The 20,646-nt window shown below is 46.3% G+C and carries 18 protein-coding genes; 12 read left to right on the plus strand and 6 right to left on the minus strand.

All coding sequences use genetic code 11. The annotated features are described in order from the left end of the window. From R7Q38_RS08650 to R7Q38_RS08670, 5 genes are read right to left on the minus strand one after another with little or no spacing between them, the layout of a single operon-like run. Positions 1–1,779 carry a bifunctional molybdopterin-guanine dinucleotide biosynthesis adaptor protein MobB/molybdopterin molybdotransferase MoeA gene (locus R7Q38_RS08650; protein ID WP_239938402.1) on the minus strand — a complete coding sequence of 593 codons (1,779 nt, stop codon included), beginning with the start codon at positions 1,777–1,779 and terminating at the stop codon, positions 1–3. Beyond that, the gene (gene mobA, locus R7Q38_RS08655) at positions 1,776–2,363 is read right to left on the minus strand and encodes a molybdenum cofactor guanylyltransferase MobA (protein WP_005453897.1); all 588 of its coding nucleotides are present in this window, start codon (positions 2,361–2,363) and stop codon (positions 1,776–1,778) included. The genes R7Q38_RS08650 and mobA overlap by 4 nt, the downstream gene beginning before the upstream one ends. Next, positions 2,341–3,060, minus strand: a complete 720-nt coding sequence (locus R7Q38_RS08660) for an energy-coupling factor ABC transporter ATP-binding protein (protein WP_025766658.1) — start codon at positions 3,058–3,060, stop codon at positions 2,341–2,343. Before R7Q38_RS08660 ends, mobA begins: the two co-directional genes overlap by 23 nt. 50 nt (positions 3,061–3,110) lie before the next feature. Beyond that, positions 3,111–3,809 (minus strand): ABC transporter permease, encoded by a 699-nt coding sequence (locus tag R7Q38_RS08665; protein ID WP_005389524.1) that lies wholly within the window; start codon positions 3,807–3,809, stop codon positions 3,111–3,113. Between the two features lie 6 nt (positions 3,810–3,815). After that, complete coding sequence (locus R7Q38_RS08670) at positions 3,816–4,634, minus strand: substrate-binding domain-containing protein (protein WP_152812149.1); 819 nt, start codon at positions 4,632–4,634, stop codon at positions 3,816–3,818. A gap of 333 nt (positions 4,635–4,967) precedes the next feature. On the opposite strand from R7Q38_RS08670, the gene R7Q38_RS08675 reads away from it, so the two are divergent. The 3 genes from R7Q38_RS08675 to R7Q38_RS08685 all read left to right on the plus strand — a co-directional run bounded on the left by R7Q38_RS08675 (position 4,968) and on the right by R7Q38_RS08685 (position 10,258). Next, positions 4,968–6,419: a sigma-54-dependent transcriptional regulator gene (locus tag R7Q38_RS08675; RefSeq protein ID WP_064353911.1), complete on the plus strand. Its 1,452-nt coding sequence runs from the start codon at positions 4,968–4,970 to the stop codon at positions 6,417–6,419. After that, complete coding sequence (locus tag R7Q38_RS08680) at positions 6,409–8,448, plus strand: cache domain-containing protein (protein ID WP_239938401.1); 2,040 nt, start codon at positions 6,409–6,411, stop codon at positions 8,446–8,448. The genes R7Q38_RS08675 and R7Q38_RS08680 overlap by 11 nt, the downstream gene beginning before the upstream one ends. 217 nt (positions 8,449–8,665) lie before the next feature. After that, positions 8,666–10,258 carry an ABC-F family ATPase gene (locus tag R7Q38_RS08685; RefSeq protein WP_031781344.1) on the plus strand — a complete coding sequence of 531 codons (1,593 nt, stop codon included), beginning with the start codon at positions 8,666–8,668 and terminating at the stop codon, positions 10,256–10,258. 240 nt (positions 10,259–10,498) lie between these two features. Here the strand turns inward: R7Q38_RS08685 and R7Q38_RS08690 are convergent, their stop codons facing one another. After that, positions 10,499–11,323, minus strand: coding sequence for a formate dehydrogenase accessory sulfurtransferase FdhD (locus R7Q38_RS08690; RefSeq protein WP_239938400.1), 825 nt, complete (start codon positions 11,321–11,323; stop codon positions 10,499–10,501). A gap of 323 nt (positions 11,324–11,646) precedes the next feature. On the opposite strand from R7Q38_RS08690, the gene R7Q38_RS08695 reads away from it, so the two are divergent. From R7Q38_RS08695 to R7Q38_RS08735, 9 genes are all read left to right on the plus strand, one after another. Further along, entirely contained in the window at positions 11,647–12,111 is a 465-nt protein-coding gene (locus R7Q38_RS08695) for a DUF3305 domain-containing protein (RefSeq protein WP_005389514.1), read from the plus strand. After that, a complete protein-coding gene (locus R7Q38_RS08700) occupies positions 12,101–12,730 on the plus strand; it encodes a DUF3306 domain-containing protein (protein WP_239938399.1) in 630 nt (209 codons plus the stop codon). Before R7Q38_RS08695 ends, R7Q38_RS08700 begins: the two co-directional genes overlap by 11 nt. Positions 12,731–13,038: 308 nt before the next feature. Next, positions 13,039–14,700, plus strand: a complete 1,662-nt coding sequence (locus R7Q38_RS08705; protein ID WP_318114191.1) for a 4Fe-4S dicluster domain-containing protein — start codon at positions 13,039–13,041, stop codon at positions 14,698–14,700. A gap of 9 nt (positions 14,701–14,709) precedes the next feature. Further along, complete coding sequence (locus R7Q38_RS08710; RefSeq protein WP_017820684.1) at positions 14,710–15,336, plus strand: molecular chaperone; 627 nt, start codon at positions 14,710–14,712, stop codon at positions 15,334–15,336. Positions 15,337–15,409: 73 nt separating this feature from the next. After that, complete coding sequence (locus R7Q38_RS08715; RefSeq protein WP_005377542.1) at positions 15,410–15,610, plus strand: twin-arginine translocation signal domain-containing protein; 201 nt, start codon at positions 15,410–15,412, stop codon at positions 15,608–15,610. A 10-nt stretch (positions 15,611–15,620) separates the two neighbouring features. Continuing rightward, on the plus strand, positions 15,621–18,476 hold the full coding sequence (locus R7Q38_RS08720; protein WP_136977098.1) for a formate dehydrogenase subunit alpha: 2,856 nt from the start codon (positions 15,621–15,623) through the stop codon (positions 18,474–18,476). A gap of 11 nt (positions 18,477–18,487) precedes the next feature. Then, positions 18,488–19,096, plus strand: coding sequence for a formate dehydrogenase FDH3 subunit beta (gene fdh3B, locus R7Q38_RS08725; RefSeq protein WP_005377536.1), 609 nt, complete (start codon positions 18,488–18,490; stop codon positions 19,094–19,096). A gap of 14 nt (positions 19,097–19,110) precedes the next feature. After that, a complete protein-coding gene (locus R7Q38_RS08730; protein ID WP_239938397.1) occupies positions 19,111–20,154 on the plus strand; it encodes a formate dehydrogenase subunit gamma in 1,044 nt (347 codons plus the stop codon). Beyond that, positions 20,138–20,554: a membrane protein gene (locus R7Q38_RS08735; protein WP_005377532.1), complete on the plus strand. Its 417-nt coding sequence runs from the start codon at positions 20,138–20,140 to the stop codon at positions 20,552–20,554. Before R7Q38_RS08730 ends, R7Q38_RS08735 begins: the two co-directional genes overlap by 17 nt. Positions 20,555–20,646: the final 92 nt, after the last annotated feature.

The following is a 20,646-nucleotide window of genomic DNA, read 5'->3' on the forward strand; positions in this document are numbered from 1 at the left end:
CTAGATTCTGCCTTGAAGTGGGATAATTGTCACGCTTTCTCCCGCTTTTACTGTATCAATAGCTGGGGAGATTTCGATCAAACAGTTCGCCTCACTCATTGAACGCAGAATACCAGAACCTTGCTTGCCTGTTGTACGAACGGTTAAACGGCCAGTTGCATCCAGTTCATAGACGCCACGGCTAAACTCGGTACGACCTTGTCGAGAGCGAAGGTTTTCAGTCGCGATGGCATTCACTTTCAGAGGCTTCCAGCCTTGTTCGCCTTGCATCTTACGCAGTGCAGGCTCGACAAAGTTAATGAAAGAGACCATCACGGCAACAGGGTTGCCCGGCAGACCAAAGAACGGCTTGTTGTTGATTTGACCAAACGCGAGTGGACGTCCCGGACGCATGTTGATTCGCCAAAAATCGATTTGACCAAGTTTATCCAAGGCAAGTTTGATGTAATCCGCATCACCAACAGATACGCCACCAGAAGTCATAACCACGTCCGCTTGCGCCGATGCGTTTTCCAACGCTTCAATCATTAACTGTTCGTTGTCTTCCAGAATACCGAAATCCAAGATCTCGCAGCCGAGCTTTTCAAGCATGCCCATGATGGTAAAACGGTTGGAATCGTAGATAGAATTCGCTTTTTGCTCTGTTCCCGGTGCTTGTACTTCGTCACCGGTGGAGAACACGGCAACTTTCAATTTGCGGAATACATTCGCTTCACCAAAGCCAAGCGAAGCGATCATGCCCATCTCTGGAGAGGCGAGGCGAGTACCTGCGGTAAAGACGTCACTGCCGATAGCGAGATCTTCACCTGCTTGACGAACGTTTTGGCCTGCTTTGATATTCGCACCGTTAAAGGTGACCTTGTCACCTTCTTGAGAGGCTTGCTCACGCATGACCACTGTGTCGCCGTTAAGTGGTGTTGGTGCGCCGGTCATGATTTTCACCGCTTGACCAACTTCCAGAGGCTGATCGTAAGCATGGCCCGCCATCACTTCAGCAACCACTTGGTAGCTATCGCGGTCAACATCATCACTGCGGATAGCGTAACCGTCCATCGCGGAGTTGGTGTATTGCGGCACGTTTACTGGTGAAATGATATCTTCCGCGAGAACACGGCCATAGGCGTTTTCAATCTTGCATGCTTCTATTTCCGAAACCGTGTTCACCAAAGAAAGGATTTTCTCTTGGCCTTGAACCACAGAAAGGAAAGCAGGAGAAAGTGTGTCGCAACATGCGGCTTCTTTCTCTTTGTTTTTTGGTGCTTTCGCTTCTTGAACATACTGAATAACGAACTGAGCAATCGCTTCAAGATCATTGATGTTCATTTGTGGCAGTTCAGAGTCCAACTCGCCGCTGTCTGACGCGATAGCGATGATGTTTTCATCGTTTGGATAAAGCCAAGGCTTGCCGACTTCTTCACGGTGCAATTCAATTTTAGGAAACGCGATGTTTTTGCAGCCTTCGACCAAAACCACATCAAGCATGTCTTCATCAAAACGTGTTAATAGGAATTCAAACTCCGCTTCGGCTTCTGGCGTTTCTGTCATTAACGCAAAACGGTTGCGAGAAGCAATCAGCATTTGAGATGCGCCAGCTTTGCGTAAACGGTAGCTGTCTTTACCCGGCTTATCGACATCGAAGTTGTGGTGCGCATGTTTTAGCATGCCAATGCGCAGTCCCGCTTCAGTTAGCTTTGGCAATAGGGCTTCAAGTAGTGTGGTTTTGCCTGTGCCTGAATAAGCCGCAAAACCAAGAATAGGAATGTTTAGCGTGTGTTTCATGATTCTAATTGTCCAAATTGCGCCAGTTCTTCCGGAGTGTTCAAGTTGACGAAACAGTTTGGTGAGTCGCTAAAGTCAACGTAACTGGTGTTGCACTCTTTGTAGAGCAGAATGATTTTGCGGTCGCCACGTTCTAAAAACGCGGTGAGTTTGGGCAGTACGCGCTTGTGGTAGAGCGTAAAAACAGGTTGCTGATGGTCACCATCATGCGCGACCAAAATATCGCTGTCTTCTTTGACGGCCTGGCAGAAACGCTCGACAAGGTCGGTGTTAATTTGTGGACTATCGCAAGGTACAAATCCGACCCAGTCAGTTTCAGCATGCATCAAACCCGCGTGAATACCGCCCATAGGCCCAGGGAAATCTTTGAATTGATCACTAAATACGAAACCAAATTTGCTGTACGCATCTTGGTTTCGGTTGGCATTAATTAAAATGCGTGGAGTTTGTGGAGATAAACGTTCAATAACGTGTTCGATGAGTGGCTTCTGATTTAACTCAATCAGACCTTTATCTTTTCCACCCATACGGCTGGCTTGGCCACCAGCCAAAATGACCCAACTAGTTTGTGTTGGTTGAAGCATATGCATTCTCTTGGGATGTTTCTTTTGGTATGACATACAACAGAGGAGACTCTATCAAAGTCTTGTCTTTAATCCACCACTGTTTTTTACATAAGTCGGTCAGTGCGTTTGCCTGATGGCTTGTCACCACGATACTGGAACCACGATCCAAAAGATCTTTTGCCATCACCACCAATCGTTCAATGGATTCTTGGTCTAAAGACGCACTTGGCTCATCCATCAATAAAATCGACGGTTTTAAGATCCAAGCCCTTGCCATGGCAACGCGCTGTTTTTCACCGCCGGACAACACGGAAATATGTTCGTCCGCTAAGGTTTCTAAACCTACCATGCGCAGCGCGTGAATAACTTGAGCTCGTTTATCTTTTTGCGTGTCTTGTTGATATTTCACTCCATAGACTACGTTTTCATATACAGTGCCGTCAAAAAGGTAAGGGGATTGATGGAGATAAATCACATCGACACGACCATTGCGACGCGTCAGTCTTTTCAGCCACGTATCTTTTGGCGCAACAACATCGCCAGTAGAGGGTTTGAGCAAGCCAGCAAGGATTTTGAGTAGGGTAGTTTTGCCCACACCATTGTCACCCTTGAGATAAATGGCATCATTTGGGCCGATGGCTAACTCAGGGATGTGGAAAAGCACACGCTCTTTAAAGCGCATGGATAACTGTTCGGCGGTGATTTTTATAGTCATAATTCGCCTCGACATGGGGTTAATGGTGAGTCGTTTGTTTGCTTCATGTTCTATGTTCTGAGGTAGCCTTTGCCTCTCATACTTGATAAGAAGAAGTTTAGAGCCAACGCTAAAGATAGTAATACAATTCCTAATGCAACTCCTTGCGCAAAAGCACCTTTACTGCTTTCCATTGCGATAGCCGTGGGAATATTTCGCGTCACGCCCATAATGTTCCCACCAACCATCATTGAGCAGCCCACCTCGGTCACGATACGTGAAAACCCTGCAATGATAGCCGCAAGTAGAGGAAAGCGGGTTTCCCAAATCATCGTAGCTGCCAAGCGCGGAATGGAGACGCCCAGCGTGATGGCAGTTTCCACTGCACGACGGTCGCTAGATTGTAATGCACCATGCATCATCGATACCAAAACAGGGAAGCAGATCACCATTTGGCCGAAGATCATTGCCTTCTGAGTGAACAGCATTTGCCAGTCTCCCCAAGGGCCAGCACGCGACAGCAACATGTACAGCAACAGGCCAATCACCACGGTAGGGACCGCTTGCAGCGTATTTACGATCGACAACAAAAACCATTTACCGCGAAAGTCGGTATACGCCAGTACAAAGGACATCAAAATAGCCGGCAATACCACTAAAGATATTGCCGTGATAGAAACACTAAAGGAGACCGCAACGATCTCCCATAGGTCTGCATCAAAATTCACCAGCAAGCGAAGCGCTTCCAGTGTTGTATCAGCAAGATTCATATTGCGTTATTTGCTCTCAGCATTCGCAACAAACAGTTGTTTACCGTTCAGGCGGAAACCATTGATAAGTTCCTGTCCGCGAGGGTTCACCAACCAATCACTGAATGCCTTCGCACCTTGGTAGTTGATCGTTGGGTAACGTTCAGGGTTAACAAGAATAACTTGGTATGGGTTAAACAGTTTTTCATCGCCTTGGAACAGAATTTCTAGATCCAATTTGTTTTGATAAGCCAACCATGTGCCGCGGTCTGTCATGGTGTAGCCTTGCATTTCAGACGCCATGTTTAGAGTTGGGCCCATACCTTGACCTACGCTGCGGTAGCCACCAAAGTTTGGTTCGATTTTAGTTTGAGCCCAGAAGCCCATTTCTTTTTTGTGCGTACCAGAATCATCGCCGCGAGAGATGAACGTTGCGTTTTTGTTCGCGATCTCTTTGAATACATCTAACACGCCTTCGTCATTTTTGATTTTTGCTGGGTCAGCTTTCGGGCCAACAATTACAAAGTCGTTATACATCAGTTTACGAGGTAGAACGCCGTAGCCTTTCTCAACGAATGTGCCTTCTGCTTTTGGTGCGTGTGTCATCACCAAATCTACGTCACCGTTTTCGCCCATTTTTAAGGCCTTGCCAGTACCCGCAGCGATAACATCGACTTTGTAGCCCGTGTCTTTCTCAAATTTTGGAAGCAGGTAATCAAGTAACCCTGAATGGTAAGTACTGGTAGTGGTTGCTAGGCGAACGTGCTCGCCATCTTGAGCGGAAAACGCAGAGTAACTTACAAGCGTGATTGACGTCGCAGCCAGAGTTAGCGCAATTTTTTTCATTTTTATGTGTTCCTTTCCAATGATTCTTTGGCTTTTCTCCCGATGTCTTGGGAGAGGCCTCTTGGGCGAGAGCGATTAGTTCAAAGTGCAAGTTGTCTTAGGGTGTTGGAATAACAAACACCAACATCCTGAGATCACTTGAATACGCCCTGTAGCCACCTTATAGCAAACAAGATGCCAACCTTTTACAAGCGAAAAGTGCTCGATTTATGCACTAAATCATGGGGTTATTTGCACAAAAGTTTGCGTTGGTACAAAATGTCGCACTTTTTGTAGGGTATCTCTGTTTAAACTTGGTACACTCTGTCCCATCGAAATCCATCTGGGGTAAATATGTCTACTCAATCCCATCTTAGTACAAACCAACAATATAGCGCCTTTTCCGTACTGGTCGTCGATGATGAATTAGGCATGCAAGCCATCTTGAAAAAGGCATTGGGTAAGCTTTTTTCACATGTCGATACAGCTGGTAGCATCGAAGAAGCAGAACAACTGCGTAATTCTCGACATTATGATCTGATCCTACTGGATATTAATCTGCCAGGGCGTTCTGGAATTGAGTGGGAAGAAGCGTTTGAAGATGATGACAAACGTGCCGATGTGATTTTTATGACGGGTTATGCGGATTTAGAAATTGCCATTCGAGCGCTACAGCTCGGTGCTTCCGACTTTATCCTCAAACCATTCAACCTTGAGCAGATGTTAAAAGCGGTCAGTCGCTGTATGGATCGCCGTTTGAACGAACGCATGCAGTACGCCATGACACGCGATTACCAACGTCACAATACCTCAGAGATCATCGGCGGCTCAGAAAAAACGCGTCTGCTTAAGCAACTTATTAACCAATTTGCACCATCACGCGCTTCTGTTTTGGTGGAAGGTGAGTCGGGTACGGGTAAAGAACTAGTTGCACGAGGTATCCACCAGGCGAGTGGGCGAACGGGCCCGTTTGTGCCAATCAACTGCGGCGCGATTGCACCAGAGCTTTTAGAAAGTGAGTTGTTTGGTCATACATCGGGCGCGTTTACCGGTGCAAAAAAATCGCGTGAAGGTTTGTTCCGTGTTGCGAACGGTGGCACCTTATTTCTTGACGAAATCGGGGAGATGCCACTTGCAATGCAGGCATCATTATTACGTGTGTTAGAGCAGCGTACGATTCGCCCTGTCGGTTCAGAAAGAGAGATCAGTATTGATGTCCGTATCGTAGCGGCAACCAACCGAAACCTGCAAGAAGAGGTCAATCAAGGTAATTTCCGCAGTGACCTCTATTACCGTTTAAACGTTCTGAAAATTGAAGTGTGTCCGCTGCGAGAGCGCAAAACCGACTTATTTGAGTTGGTGCCATTTTTCAGCAACATGCTGACGCGCGAGCTCGGTATGCCTGCGCCAAAATGGGCGCACGAGGACATGGAAGCCATGAGTGAGTACGATTGGCCGGGAAACATTCGTGAGCTGAAAAACTTGATTGAGCGTTGTATCTTGCTTGGTAAACCACCTGCACACTATTGGCGAGAGCTGAATGGCGGGCATTCACTGCCTAATGTATCGATTACTGTTTCTCACTCTGCTGAGTTACCAACCTTTAGAGAAGGCAAAGAATTTACTGGCGAAGGCTATCCAAACAGCTGGACGTTAAAAGAAGTCGAGAAAGCACATATTAAACAAGTCGTTAACTTGCATGAAGGCAATAAGTCTGCTGCTGCTCGTGACTTGGGCGTAGCTCGCAAGACCTTAGAACGTAAGTACAAAGAATGGGATTCTGAGGGTGAGGAATATGCCGACTAACGGCCCACAGCACAAAGGATTGTCAAAATGGACGCACCGTTTTAAAACCATGGTGCGTTATCGCTTGTTATTCTTAACCTCTGCGCCGATTTTCCTCACATTGTTAGCTCTGATCGGCATTACCATTTATTGGTCTATTCATTACACGTGGCAAAATGCGCTGCTTGATGTCTCGGAACGTCTTGGTGTTGCAAATAACAGTGTAACGTTGTTACAGCAAAAGCAAGCCAATTACGTGCGGGCGTTTGCCGATTCGTACGATTTCCGTATTCGCATTAATAAAGGAATGCCACAAGGTGACCTGCAAAAGTGGGTCACAGAGCAGAAGAAAAGATATGCTTTAGATTTTCTCTCTTTCCAACGCGTTAATTCCATGGAAAACAAATTCCGCTTTATGGATCTCACCAAGCGCGAATCGTTTTTTGATGTACTCAATAAAGAAGAACTCGAACGCCTCGATCCTGAACTCGCCAAACGAGCAGAAGTGCCTATTCTTGCTGATGGTGACAGGGAGGCGCGTGGGTTAGTCAGTCGAACCGTGATTCCGGTATACAGCCAAGCGAACGATTTGATCGGCTTTCTTGATGGTGGTTTGCTCCTTAACAATAGTACAGTGCTGGTGGATCAAATCCGCGATCTCATATACTTAAGTGATAATGACCGCCTTCGCCCTGTGGGTACGTTGACGGTATTTCTTGATGATTTGCGTGTGAGCACCAACGTTCCTTTAGACAGCGATCATAGACTAGGGCGCGCTATAGGAACTCGCGTGAGCGCAGAAGTGTATAACCAAGTACTTTCGAAGGGTGAACAGTGGGTTGACCGAGCCTATGTGTATGACGCTTGGTATATTACGGCGTATCAACCGATCAAAGACCAATACGACAACGTCATTGGTATGCTTTATACCGGTTACCTAATGTGGCCATTCGTTAAAGCCTACATGACCAACATTGCCGAAATCAGCTTGATTACGGTTATGTTATTGCTGGTTTCTGGCGTGATGGTATATCGCGGTTCTTATGATCTGTTTCGACCGATCGAACGCATTCACAAAGTGGTGAAGCAGGTCCAACAAGGTAAAGAAAAACGGATTGGCCCGTTAGGATTAGATGCCGATCATGAACTTGCGCAGTTAGCCAGACAGTTTGATGATATGTTAGACGCCCTAGAAGAGCGCAAAATTGAACTGAAAAACTCCGCAGCTCAACTTGAATGCAAAGTTCAAGAGCGTACGGCAAGCCTGAGAGAAAAAACCCAAGATCTTGAACTGCATATTCAATTGCTCAACCAAACCCGCGACAAACTCGTTGTTCATGAAAAACTGGCAGCGCTGGGAGAACTCACCGCGGGGATTGCTCACGAAATTAATAACCCAACCGCCGTGATTCTTGGCAACGTAGAATTGATCCATTTTGAATTGGGTGACGATGCAAGTCGAGTACAAGAAGAAATTGATGCGATTCACGCGCAAATTGATCGTATCCGCAATATCACACGCAGTTTATTGCAATACAGTCGCCAAGGCGGTGTTCAAGATGAAATCACTTGGCAACATGTCAATCCTATTATTGATGAAAGCATCACCTTGGTTAAAACTGGCACCAAGAAACGCGACGTTGAGTTTGTGACTGACCTACAAGCGCATACGTCCGTTGAGATAAACCGTCACCACTTGCTACAAATCTTAGTTAATTTGCAAATGAACGCCATTCACGCAATGAGCGGTAAAGGCACGTTAACAGTAGTCAGTGAAGACTGGATTGAAGAGGGCGAAGTGAAAGGAGCTGCGATTCATGTTATCGATGAGGGCTGCGGTATTAAACCAGAAAACTTGAGTCGAATCTTCTCGCCATTTTACACAACGAAACGAGAAGGCACAGGGTTAGGGCTATCGGTCTCCCAAAGTATCCTCAGCCAAACGGGTGGTGAGCTAAAAGCCGAGTCGGAATGGGGAAAGGGCAGTAAATTCAGTATTTATTTACCTAAAAAAGCCGAGCTGATCCTAGAGGTGACGAATATCGCTTAGTCACTTGTTGTAAGCATTACGGAAGAAAGAGCCAGTTATAATACTGGCTCTTTTTTGTATTCAATGACGCATTTGTACTTGAGCTTTTTGCTTTGAAGAAGCACTGCGATGGTTTCACTAGCGATGAATTAATAAAAACAACACTTGCAGTATGTAGCATGAACAAGTACCGTTGCCCGGTTTTTCTAAATACACCCCAATTGCTAAGGTAAAGGTTTTGATCTCCACAGCGAATATTACTCAACAATTCGGCGCTAAGCCGCTATTCGAAAACATTTCAGTTAAGTTCGGCGAAGGTAATCGCTACGGCTTAATTGGAGCTAACGGTTGTGGTAAATCAACCTTTATGAAGATCCTCAGCGGCGAGCTTGAGCAAACCAGCGGTAACGTGAGTTACGATCCAAACGAGCGTGTTGCAAAACTAAACCAGGACCAGTTCGCTTACGAAGAATTTACGGTAATCGATACCGTTATCATGGGTCATAAAGAGCTATGGGAAGTGAAGAAAGAGCGTGACCGCATCTACTCACTTGCTGAAATGAGCGAAGAAGACGGCATGAAAGTGGCTGACTTAGAAGTTCAGTTTGCTGAAATGGACGGCTACATGGCAGAAGCCAAAGCGGGCGAGCTTCTTCTTGCTGTAGGTATCCCAATGGAGCAACACTTCGGTCTAATGAGTGAAGTAGCACCAGGCTGGAAACTTCGTGTGCTTCTAGCACAGGTTCTATTCGCAGACCCAGATGTGATGCTTCTTGACGAACCTACCAACAACTTGGACATGGACACAATCCGATGGTTGGAAGACACGCTAAACGCGCGTAACTGCACAATGATCATCATTTCGCACGACCGTCACTTCCTAAACTCAGTATGTACACACATGGCTGATTTGGACTACGGTGAGCTACGCGTTTACCCTGGTAACTACGACGAGTACATGACGGCGGCTTCTCAAGCCCGCGAACGTCTACTAAACGACAACGCTAAGAAGAAAGCACAAATCGCTGAGCTACAAACGTTCGTTGCGCGTTTCTCTGCAAACGCATCGAAAGCAAAACAAGCGACATCTCGTGCGAAGCAAATCGACAAGATCAAATTGGACGAAGTGAAAGCGTCTAGTCGTCAAAACCCATTCATTCGTTTTGAACAGTCTAAAGAGTTGTTCCGTAACGCTCTGATTGTAGAAAACCTGAGCCAAGGTTTTGAAGAGGACTTGTTCTCAGACTTCAATGCAATTTTTGAAGTGGGAGAGCGCGTTGCGATCATCGGTGAAAATGGTGTGGGTAAAACAACACTTCTAAACACGCTTGCTGGTGTACTTGAACCGCGTGCTGGTGAGTTCAAATGGTCTGAAAATGCAAACATCGGTTACTACGCGCAAGACCACGCGCATGAGTTTGCCGAAGACATGAATCTAACGGATTGGATGGGTCAATGGCGTCAAGAAGGCGACGACGAGCAAGTGGTTCGTGGTTTCCTAGGTCGTATGCTGTTTGGCCAAGACGACATTAAGAAGTCAGTAAAAGTACTGTCTGGTGGTGAACAAGGTCGTATGCTGCTTGGCAAGCTGATGATGCACAAGCCAAACATGTTGCTAATGGACGAACCAACCAACCACATGGATATGGAATCGATCGAATCTTTGAACACTGCGCTTGAGCAATACAAAGGCACGTTGTTCTTCGTATCTCACGACCGTGTATTCGTAGACTCACTAGCAACGCGTATTATCGAAATCCGCGATGGTAAAATCACAGACTTTAAAGGCACTTACTCTGAGTTCCTAAAATCTCGTGGTGTTGACGCGTAATTACTCGCAAAGCGTTTAAAAAGCAAAAGCCTCGCTATTTAGCGAGGCTTTTTTGATATTTGGCCTTAATCCTTAAACTGACCGGTTATATACGCATAGAGCCCGACCACGCCAAAGGTAATAATCATAGAAAGCATGATACCGCTGGGCGTAAGCAGAAAATTCCACAATTGGTCATTATTCATAGTCCACATCCTCTGTGAATCCGCATTATTGGTTTTAGTTTACACTGAAAAGGTGTTATTGGTTGCCTTTTACATCAAATTCAACCTTGTCGGCTCCTGTAAACACTTGGAAGCGCAAACCTTTCGCACGCGCAATGGTCGTAATACCAAATTGCTTCGCTAGATCTAACCCCATTTGAGTAACGCCAGAGCGAGAAAGCAGAACAGGAATGCCCATTTGAGCCACTTTAATCACCATCTCTGATGTAAGGCGACCAGTTGTGTAGAAAATTTTATCTTCACCTGTCTCTTCTTTGATCCACATCTCACCTGCAAGTGTATCCACTGCGTTGTGACGGCCGACATCTTCCACAAATGACAACACCTCATTCCCTTTGCAAACCGCACAGCCGTGTACTGCGCCCGCTTTTTTGTAGGTGTCGTTGTAATGGGTTAACGCTTCCAGCGCAGAATAAATTTCTGACTGCTTAAGAGAAACTTGAGGCACTTGATAATTTTCAAGTTGCTTCATCACGTTGCCATACATAGTGCCTTGGCCACAACCTGAGGTGACGGTTTTCTTTTTCAGGGCGCCTTCTAAGTGCTCAGTGTTTTCTTTAGTAATCACCGCTGCGGAATGCGTTTCCCAGTCAATAATAACGGATTCAATCGCGGCTGGATCGGACAGGAAGCTTTGGTTTTTTAAATAACCGAGTACTAGTGCTTCTGGACGCGAACCTAGCGTCATGAGCGTGACCACTTCTTTCCAGTTCAGCATGACCGTAAGAGGACGCTCGCAAGCGATTTGCTTCGTGAGCTTTTCGCCGTACTCGTCGTACACATCGACTTCAATGGTTTGCAGGGGATTTTCACTGGTTTTAATAATATTTGGTTTCAGCACAGTCGTGTCCTAGTGATTAAGAGCGTTAGGTTGCTACGCATTTTAGCTTGTTAAGTGGCTAGCAAATCTCATTCCAAAATAGCGGTTCCCACAGAAATTGCGAGGTTTTATGTCAACAATGCATTAAAACTGCGAGTTCGCAGTAATGACACATCAATACATTTGAGTTTCGTCTAGTTTGGTACTTATAGCCTGAGGGAGTATATAGACTAAGTTATATCAGCTTGGCGCGTTTATTGCTTCGAAGACAATAAAAATGGTCGAAAACGGGGGCAAAATGTCCTGTGTGTTTTCAGACCAAAAATAGAAAGACTGGGTGAGTTATGTCGGATAAGAAAGATTTCGAAAAAAATTACGAAAAGACTGAGGATACATGGCCAATCGGCGTAGAGCTTGTTGAGCATGAGATCAGTACAGGGATTTGGGTGACAACCCAATGGCAGTTGACAGGATTTGCGCTGAATCCGACGGAAGAGACTCCAGATGTTTGTCTGTTGCAATTACATAAAGACGAGCGTACAGACTACCGTTTTAACTTAAGCTCTCAGCAACCTAAACTCTTTTTAGTGATGGATAACGTCGAGTCTGGTGAAAAACCAGCGATACAGCTACTGACGGCCTCACAATCTGTTGCGGCGCAATATATGGATGGTGATAACCTTGTACTATCTAACGATATGCCGTTAGCCGTTCAGGCTTGGATGGAAGCCTTTATTGGTCGTCACGGTGAGTTGTTAGAAGTAAGACGCAAGAAACGCAAAGGAGCAGGCAGAGCAAATGGCAACTAGTTTTTTAAGCCGTTGGTCGAAACGTAAACTAGAAGAATCTTCCCAACATGATGAAGAGATTACGCCGATAGCAGAGACGGAGCAATCCGAAGATAATGTCACAGCGCTTTCAAACGCTGACGAAAGCTCAGATGCTTTGAACATCGATGAGGATAGTCAGGCTCCAGACATTACCGCGAGTGTAGAGACTGAAAAAACCGAAGAAATGTCTGTGGCGCAACTGCTGGTTTCTGAAGCTTCAGAAAGCGTTAAGAAAGCCGCGCTGCGCAAAATGTTCTTGTCCGAAGAATTTAACGTGCGTGACGGCCTAGACGATTACGATGATGATTACAGTAACTTAAAGTCACTTTCTCAAGACGTCGCTGAGACGCTGCGTGATTGGGTTAAAGACAAAGTGGAAGACGAACCAGACGCTGAAACTGCGCAAGGGTCTGAGCTTAATGTTAACGATATCGCATCTGAGGTAGTTGAAGACGCAGAGTCAAACACCGACAAAAATGGCCAAATTACTCAAGATGAAAATGAACTGTATATAAACACAGTTCCTGGCGAAAGTGATACTTTTGCTGAAGAATCACAGCCTAACGAGGTGAGACAAAATATACCACACAAAGAATAGGTACATTTTGACTAAACACTCAATGAACCGGCTGAGACAAAATGTCTCAACCGGTTTTTTTATCCCTACTATTTGTCAGTAAAATTGATAACCCATTGATTTTTAGTTGATATTTTATTGGCATGACACTTGCTATTTGTTGCTCAATACCAATCTGGTTGAAGTTAGTACGGACGCACTGCGTAGTATTCATCGCCTATAGACGGCGGAATAAGAATTCTCATTGATAAGTTAATCAGCAGAATCTCCGGCGCTAACTACACTAAGAGATGGAAAAGACTATCCATGTTCATAAATGGAATTGAGCAATGCTGAAACAATTATTAGAACAAGCAACTTCCAATAACGGTAAAGCGAGGCTGTACGCTTTCGAAAATACCGTAGAGTTGACCAATCTTATTCCACCAACCGTAAGCTATGAAAGCGGCGGTAATACTTTGATTGTGGGCCCAACGGCAATCATCGAAAGTGCAGCAGCGCAATTGTCGCAAATGAACAGCCTAACGCTGCTTTCTACCGATGGCGAAAAGGGCACAAATCCCGAGCTTTATTACGCCAATTCGGTTCAGGTTTCAGGGTTCTTAGGTACGTTTGAAGTTCTGATTGAAAATCATGGTTTGACCAACAACCTTGCCAAGGTTGCGATCAATAGCGATTGTTTCGATATCGTACTCGATCTTTGCCTTAACAGCTGCATGTCGGAAGAAGTCCCAGTACCGGGCTACTACCCAGTAGGTCGTGGCTATCCGAAACTGGCTGAAGCGTTGGAAGAGATTCCAACCTTAATGGGGACGTTCGATAAACCGAAATTCTTCCGTTTAGATACCGATTTATGTGCACACAGCTCTCGTGGCGTAAAAGGTTGCGAACGGTGTGTGGATGCTTGTCCGGCAGGGGCACTATCGAGTGAAGGCAGCGACAGAAAGGGCCATCGCATCGAGATCAATCCATACCTATGTCAAGGCGTGGGTACTTGTGCTACGGCGTGTCCGACAGAAGCGATTCATTACGCACTGCCAAACCCTGAAGATACGCAAAAGTTTATTGAACGTACGCTCGCCAACTATGAGCAAGCGGGTGGTTTAGATCCTATCGTATTGATTTGCAGTTCTCGCCACGAGAGCTACAACGTGATGGTACTAAAAGCACTGCCAGATAATGTGATTCCAATTGTGGTGGAAGAACTGCCTTCGGTTGGTATTGATACTTGGTTCGCCGCGCTTGTGAATGGTGCTACTCAGGTGCTGTTTGCGGCTTCACGTTTTATGCCTCAAACCATTATTCGTGTGCTTAATAGCGAAGTAGGTATTGCTCAAGAGCTGCTCGGCCAGCTTGGTATCGCCAAAGAAACCATCGACATTCTGTATCTAGAGTCACTACGTGAAGGTGCTCCGACACTTTGTACCGAGTCTTTTGATTTGGCATTAGGAGACTTGCAAGGCAACAAACGTCAGCGTCTATTTACGGCGTTGGATGCGTTGTCCGCATCACGTATTCCAGTTGAGAACATTGTTGAACTTCCAGCGAACGCACCTTACGGCACAGTCTCTTGTGAAAGTAAAGGTTGTACGTTGTGTATGAGCTGTGTGGCGGTGTGTCCAACACGTGCATTGCATACGGACGGTCGATCTCCGTCGCTTAAGTTCGTCGAGCAAGACTGCATTCAATGTGGGCTGTGCGAGAAAGCGTGTCCAGAGAAAGTGCTGACGCTTACTCCTCGTATGAACTGGGTGAAAGAAGAACGCCAGAAAGCGGTTGTGATTCATGAAGAAAAGGCAGCCGAGTGCATTCGTTGTCACAAGCCCTTTGCTCCGCAATCGATGATCGACATGCTACAAAACAAGTTACGCGGTCACTCTCATTTCTCTGATGAAGCGGCGATCAATCGTATCGCGATGTGTGAAGACTGCCGTGTGATCGACATGTTTGAGTCGATGGCAGAAGACCCAATGAAACAACTGAAATACTAGGAGCTCGCAGTGGACACACAACAAGAACAAACACTGAGAACAGACATTTATCTCGTTTTATCCGCACTTTTTCGTAGTGCTCCTAGTGATGAAATGCTGGCGTTCCTGAAATCGCTAGAAATTGAGCCGTCTGAGAGCGCGATGCAAAAAGCTTGGCTCGCACTGCAACAAGCCGCGAACGAAGCGCAGCGAGAAGCGTTAGAAGAAGAATATCAAGATCTGTTTATTGGCATTGGACGTGGTGAAGTTGTGCCATTCGGATCTTGGCATCGCACTGGCTCGATGATGGAAAAACCGTTAGCGGAAATTCGTCGCGATTTGGATCTTTTAGGCATCGAACGAGAAGAGAACGTGAAAGAGCCTGAAGACCATATTTCTGCACTGTGCGAAGTGATGGCAATGCTGACAGGTGAAGAGGAAGAACTTCAACAAGCGGTGTTTAACAAACACATCGCCCCTTGGTTCCAATCTTTTACGCGCCAACTAGAGAGCGCAGAAAGCGTGAACTTCTACAAGCCAGCTGCACAGCTTTGCGATGCGTTTTTAACGTTAGAGCAAGTGCGCTTTAGCGTGAACACCAAAAGCAGTAAGAACAAATTAAAAATTGATGTGAAAAACGTCACTGATTACGAGTAATCGAGCAGTACTTGGTCATATCGATAGAGAGGCATGAGTCTCCAAAGATCTACCGTAAGGTAAGGAAGCAATGATGAAAGATAATAAAGAAATAAACACAAGCCGTAGGGATCTCCTAAAAGGCTTCACAACCGCTGCCGTTGCCGGTGCTGTTGTTGCGGGAACCACGAAAGTGGCCGTTGCTTCAGAAACGGTTGAGCCTTCTGAAAACGACGTGAAGAAGAAAGGGTATCGTGAAACTCAACACATTCGCGATTACTACGACACACTTTAGGAGATAACGGATGAAACTTGTCAAACGCTCCGACAGTGTGAGCAAAGAAACGAACCAGCTTGGCGTATCTCGTCGTGCATTCATGAAAAACACTTCGCTTGCCGCTGGTGGCGCAGTGGTTGGTGCTAGTCTATTCGCACCGGGAATGATGAAAAAAGCGCAAGCAAAATCAGTCGATCCAGAAGCGAAAACAGAAGTAAAACGTACTATCTGTTCTCACTGTTCAGTGGGTTGTGGTATTTACGCAGAAGTTCAAAATGGTGTTTGGACGGGTCAAGAGCCTGCATTCGACCACCCATTTAACGCCGGTGGTCACTGTGCAAAAGGTGCAGCACTGCGTGAACATGGTCACGGTGAGCGCCGTCTTAAATACCCAATGAAGCTTGAAAACGGTAAGTGGAAAAAGCTTTCTTGGGATCAAGCGATCGAAGAAATCGGTAACAAGGTGATGGACATCCGCAAAGAGTCTGGCCCTGATTCGGTTTACTTCTTGGGAAGCGCAAAGCACAGCAACGAACAAGCGTACTTGTTCCGCAAAATGGCATCACTTTGGGGTACGAACAACGTTGACCACCAAGCGCGTATTTGTCACTCAACAACCGTGGCTGGTGTAGCGAATACTTGGGGTTACGGTGCGATGACCAACTCTTTCAATGACATGCACAACTGTAAGTCGATGCTATTCATTGGTTCAAACCCAGCTGAAGCACACCCAGTAGCGATGCAGCACATTCTGATCGCAAAAGAGAAGAACAACTGTAAGATCGTCGTAGCAGATCCTCGTCGTACACGTACGGCAGCAAAATCGGATCACTATGTATCACTTCGTCCTGGTTCTGACGTAGCATTCATTTGGGGTGTGTTGTGGCACATCTTCGAAAACCAATGGGAAGATAAAGAGTTCATCCGTCAACGTGTATTCGGTATGGATGAGATCCGTGCTGAAGTGGCGAAATGGACGCCAGCAGAAGTTGAGCGCGTAACAGGCGTAAGCGAAGAAGACGTTTACCAAACAGCAAAACTGCTTTCTGAAAATCGCCCAGGCTGTATTGTTTGGTGTATGGGTGGTACTCAGCATACTACTGGTAACAACAACACACGTGCTTACTGTGTGCTTGAGCTAGCGCTTGGTAACATTGGTAAATCAGGCGGCGGCGCAAACATCTTCCGTGGTCACGATAACGTACAAGGCGCAACCGACCTTGGCGTACTTTCTGACACGCTACCGGGCTACTACGGCCTTTCTGAAGGCGCTTGGCGTCATTGGTCAAAAGTGTGGGAAATCGATTACGAATGGATCAAAGGTCGTTTCGATGACAACGCTTACAGCGGTCAGAAACCAATGCACAGTGCAGGTATTCCTGTATCTCGTTGGGTTGATGGTGTACTGGAGAACAAAGACAACATTCGTCAGCGCGAAAACATCCGTGCAATGTTCTACTGGGGACACGCAGTGAACTCTCAAACACGTGGTGTTGAGATGAAAAAAGCGATGCAGAAGTTGGACATGATGGTGATTGTGGACCCTTACCCAACGGTTGCTGCGGTAATGAACGACCGTACCGACGGCGTTTACCTGCTTCCTGCAACAACACAGTTTGAAACACACGGCAGCGTTACCGCATCTAACCGTTCTCTACAATGGCGTGAGCAGGTGATTGAACCTTTGTTTGAATCAAAACCAGACCACGAAATCATGTACCTGCTTTCGAAGAAACTGGGCTATTCCGATCTTCTGTTCAAAAACATCCGTGTTGAAAACAACCAGCCGGTGATTGAAGACCTAACGCGTGAATTCAACAAAGGCATGTGGACGATTGGTTACACAGGCCAAAGCCCAGAGCGTTTGAAAGCGCACCAACAAAACTGGCATACGTTCCACAAAACCACATTGGAAGCGGAAGGTGGCCCTGTCAACGGTGAAACCTACGGTCTACCTTGGCCATGCTGGGGCACACCAGAAATGAAACACCCAGGTACACACATTCTGTACGATACGTCTAAGACGGTTGCAGAAGGTGGCGGTAACTTCCGTACGCGCTTTGGTGTGGAATTCGAAGGCAAAAGCCTTCTTGCAGAAGACAGTTATTCGAAAGGCTGTGAGATCAAAGACGGTTACCCAGAGTTCACTGATAAGTTATTGAAACAACTTGGTTGGTGGGACGACCTAACTGCTGAAGAGAAAGTGGCAGCAGAGGGTAAAAACTGGAAGACTGACCTTTCTGGCGGTATTCAGCGTGTCGCGATCAAGCACGGTTGTATTCCATTTGGTAACGCGAAAGCGCGTGCGATTGTTTGGACGTTCCCAGACCGTGTGCCACTGCATCGTGAACCACTTTACACACCACGTCGTGACCTTGTAACGGATTACCCAACTTGGGAAGACAAAGATGCAATCTTCCGTGTACCTACGTTGTATAAATCCATTCAAGAGCAGGACAAATCGGGCGAGTACCCAATCGTTCTGACTTCTGGCCGTCTGGTTGAATACGAAGGTGGTGGTGAAGAGACGCGTTCAAACCCTTGGCTTGCCGAGCTTCAACAAGAAATGTTTGTTGAAGTGAACCCGAAAGACGCGAACGATCTTGGCTTCAGAGATGGTGATGATGTTTGGGTTGAAGGTGCAGAGAAGGGACGAATCAAGGTGAAAGCGATGGTAACACGTCGTGTGAAACCTGGCTTGGCGTTCATTCCGTTCCACTTTGGCGGTAAGTTCGAAGGTGAAGACCTACGTCCTAAATACCCAGAAGGTACACAGCCTTACGTTGTTGGCGAATCGGCTAACACGGCAACCACTTACGGTTACGACCCGGTTACCTTGATGCAGGAAACCAAAGTAACCCTATGTAACATTCGTAAAGCGTAAGGAGTCTGACAATGGCACGAATGAAATTCCTATGTGACACCAAGCGCTGTATCGAGTGTAACGGCTGTGTTACTGCATGTAAGAACGAAAACGACGATGCGCTTGAATGGGGTATCCAACGTCGTCGCGTTGTGACACTTAATGACGGTGAAGCTGGTGAAAACTCTATCTCTGTTGCTTGTATGCACTGTACCGATGCGCCTTGTATGGCAGTTTGTCCAGCTGATTGTTTCGAACATACCGAAGACGGCATCGTTCTTCACAATAAAGATCTGTGTATCGGTTGTGGTTACTGTTTGTTTGCTTGTCCGTTTGGCGCACCTCAATTTCCTAAACAAGAAGCGTTTGGTGAACGTGGCAAAATGGATAAATGTACTTTCTGCGCGGGCGGCCCAGAAACAGAGCCTGGCTCTGAGGAAGAACGTCAAAAATACGGTGCGAACCGTATCGCAGAAGGCAAGTTACCGATGTGTGCATCGCTTTGTTCAACTAAAGCGCTGCTTGCGGGTGACGCAGAGAAAGTCTCTGACATTTTCCGTCAACGTGTGGTAGAACGCGGCGCGAAAAACGCAGGTTGGACAGACGGAAACGATCTTTCTTACGATGCGACGAAAAGCTAAGTAAGGAGAGGCACATGTTAAACACGCTTAAACGTGCATCTTTAGCAATGCTGACAGCATTGCTGCTGACTTTCGCAATGCCTGCTTCAGCAGAGGAACAATCTTCTAAAGTTATTCAACAGGAGATCACGCAACTCGCCGGGGCAGACTATTGGCGCGAAGTCAGAGAGGGGCAAGAAGGCTACACCACGTCTCAATCGCCAGAACATGGCGTATTGATCAGTAAACCTGGTGAGACTTGGTACATTCTAAAAGAGAAATGGATGTCTCCAGCGGGTGCTGTCGCGATTTTCGGCAGTATTGCAATGGTAATCATGGCTTACGTATTCGTTGGTCCTTTGATGCTTAGCAAGCCGCGTACTGGTAAAAAAATGAAGCGTTGGTCTCGTTTAGACCGCGCGCTTCACTGGAGTATGGCGTTTACATTCTTAACGCTGGCATTCAGTGGTTTGATGCTGGTTTACGGTAAGCACTTCTTAAAACCGTACGTTCCTACTGAGTTCTGGGGCTTTATCGTCATGTTGGCGAAGCAGTACCACAATTACATGGGACCATTGTTCTTCATTTTACTGATGCTCGTGCTCTTTAAATGGTGGCGCAAGTCGATTCCAAACATGACAGATGTTCGTTGGTTTATGAAAATGGGCGGCATGGTTGGTAAACACAAAGGCACACATCCGTCAGCTGGTTTCTCAAACGGTGGTGAGAAGGCAATCTATTGGTTGTTAATCTTCTTTGGTGCTATCGCGGCAGTGAGTGGCTTAGTTCTGGACTTTCCTATCTTTGGCCAAACTCGCCGTGACATGGAGCTTTCTAACTTAGTTCATGCGATTTCGGCGCTGATTCTAATCTGTGGCTTTATCTTCCACATCTATATTGGTCTATTCGGTATGGAAGGTGCGCTAGAAGGCATGGTGACAGGTGAAGTTGATGAAACATGGGCGAAAGAGCATCACGATCTTTGGTATGAAGAAGTGAAATCCAAAGAAGCAATGGGCGAAACAGATACGGCACAAACGGAAGTAAAAGGAGCGAAAGCGAATGAACAAACCTCATAACGGGATTTGGGTTGCGTACATCCTGAGCTGTCTGACCCCGTTTACGTTTCTGATCTCAGGCGTTATCGCAATTATCTATGCGGGTTACCGATTAGATAAGGGAGAAGACAGCGACGTAGTGATTTCTCATTACTACGGTTTAATTCGCACCTTCTTTCTCTACCTGACGTTTTTTGTTGTGTTGATCGTCACCGTCGCGACTTCTAACGGTGTACTCGTTGGCGTGAGTGATTATTGGTTGCATAGTACTTTGCTTGAAACCATCGCTTACTTTATTCCTTGGGTAGGGATGGTGTTTGCTGCATTAGCCATCTTGGTGTGGTTTATGCGAATGTTTCAAGGGATGCAGCAACTGCTCAATAACCAACCACACAGACCATCGACAGGTCCAAACCTTTAATCAGTATTCTTTAAGCAAAACCGCCGTAATAGGCGGTTTTTTTGTTGCTGTTTTGTCTCAAATATGAAGCGTTGAGTCGCAGTGGTGATACT

This window comes from Vibrio sp. Vb0598, assembly GCF_033338935.1.
Classification (GTDB): Bacteria; Pseudomonadota; Gammaproteobacteria; order Enterobacterales; family Vibrionaceae; genus Vibrio; species Vibrio alginolyticus.

What these genes read in the sequence shown, in the direction of transcription:
- R7Q38_RS08670 (WP_152812149.1), bottom strand. Translation starts at nt 4,634, where the DNA reads ATGAAAAAAATTGCGCTAACTCTGGCTGCGACGTCAATCACGCTTGTA.
- R7Q38_RS08665 (WP_005389524.1), bottom strand. Translation starts at nt 3,809, where the DNA reads ATGAATCTTGCTGATACAACACTGGAAGCGCTTCGCTTGCTGGTGAAT.
- R7Q38_RS08700 (WP_239938399.1), top strand. Translation starts at nt 12,101, where the DNA reads ATGGCAACTAGTTTTTTAAGCCGTTGGTCGAAACGTAAACTAGAAGAA.
- R7Q38_RS08715 (WP_005377542.1), top strand. Translation starts at nt 15,410, where the DNA reads ATGAAAGATAATAAAGAAATAAACACAAGCCGTAGGGATCTCCTAAAA.
- R7Q38_RS08720 (WP_136977098.1), top strand. Translation starts at nt 15,621, where the DNA reads ATGAAACTTGTCAAACGCTCCGACAGTGTGAGCAAAGAAACGAACCAG.
- R7Q38_RS08695 (WP_005389514.1), top strand. Translation starts at nt 11,647, where the DNA reads ATGTCGGATAAGAAAGATTTCGAAAAAAATTACGAAAAGACTGAGGAT.
- R7Q38_RS08680 (WP_239938401.1), top strand. Translation starts at nt 6,409, where the DNA reads ATGCCGACTAACGGCCCACAGCACAAAGGATTGTCAAAATGGACGCAC.
- R7Q38_RS08705 (WP_318114191.1), top strand. Translation starts at nt 13,039, where the DNA reads ATGCTGAAACAATTATTAGAACAAGCAACTTCCAATAACGGTAAAGCG.
- mobA (WP_005453897.1), bottom strand. Translation starts at nt 2,363, where the DNA reads ATGCTTCAACCAACACAAACTAGTTGGGTCATTTTGGCTGGTGGCCAA.
- R7Q38_RS08675 (WP_064353911.1), top strand. Translation starts at nt 4,968, where the DNA reads ATGTCTACTCAATCCCATCTTAGTACAAACCAACAATATAGCGCCTTT.
- R7Q38_RS08660 (WP_025766658.1), bottom strand. Translation starts at nt 3,060, where the DNA reads ATGACTATAAAAATCACCGCCGAACAGTTATCCATGCGCTTTAAAGAG.
- R7Q38_RS08650 (WP_239938402.1), bottom strand. Translation starts at nt 1,779, where the DNA reads ATGAAACACACGCTAAACATTCCTATTCTTGGTTTTGCGGCTTATTCA.
- R7Q38_RS08735 (WP_005377532.1), top strand. Translation starts at nt 20,138, where the DNA reads ATGAACAAACCTCATAACGGGATTTGGGTTGCGTACATCCTGAGCTGT.
- fdh3B (WP_005377536.1), top strand. Translation starts at nt 18,488, where the DNA reads ATGGCACGAATGAAATTCCTATGTGACACCAAGCGCTGTATCGAGTGT.
- R7Q38_RS08730 (WP_239938397.1), top strand. Translation starts at nt 19,111, where the DNA reads ATGTTAAACACGCTTAAACGTGCATCTTTAGCAATGCTGACAGCATTG.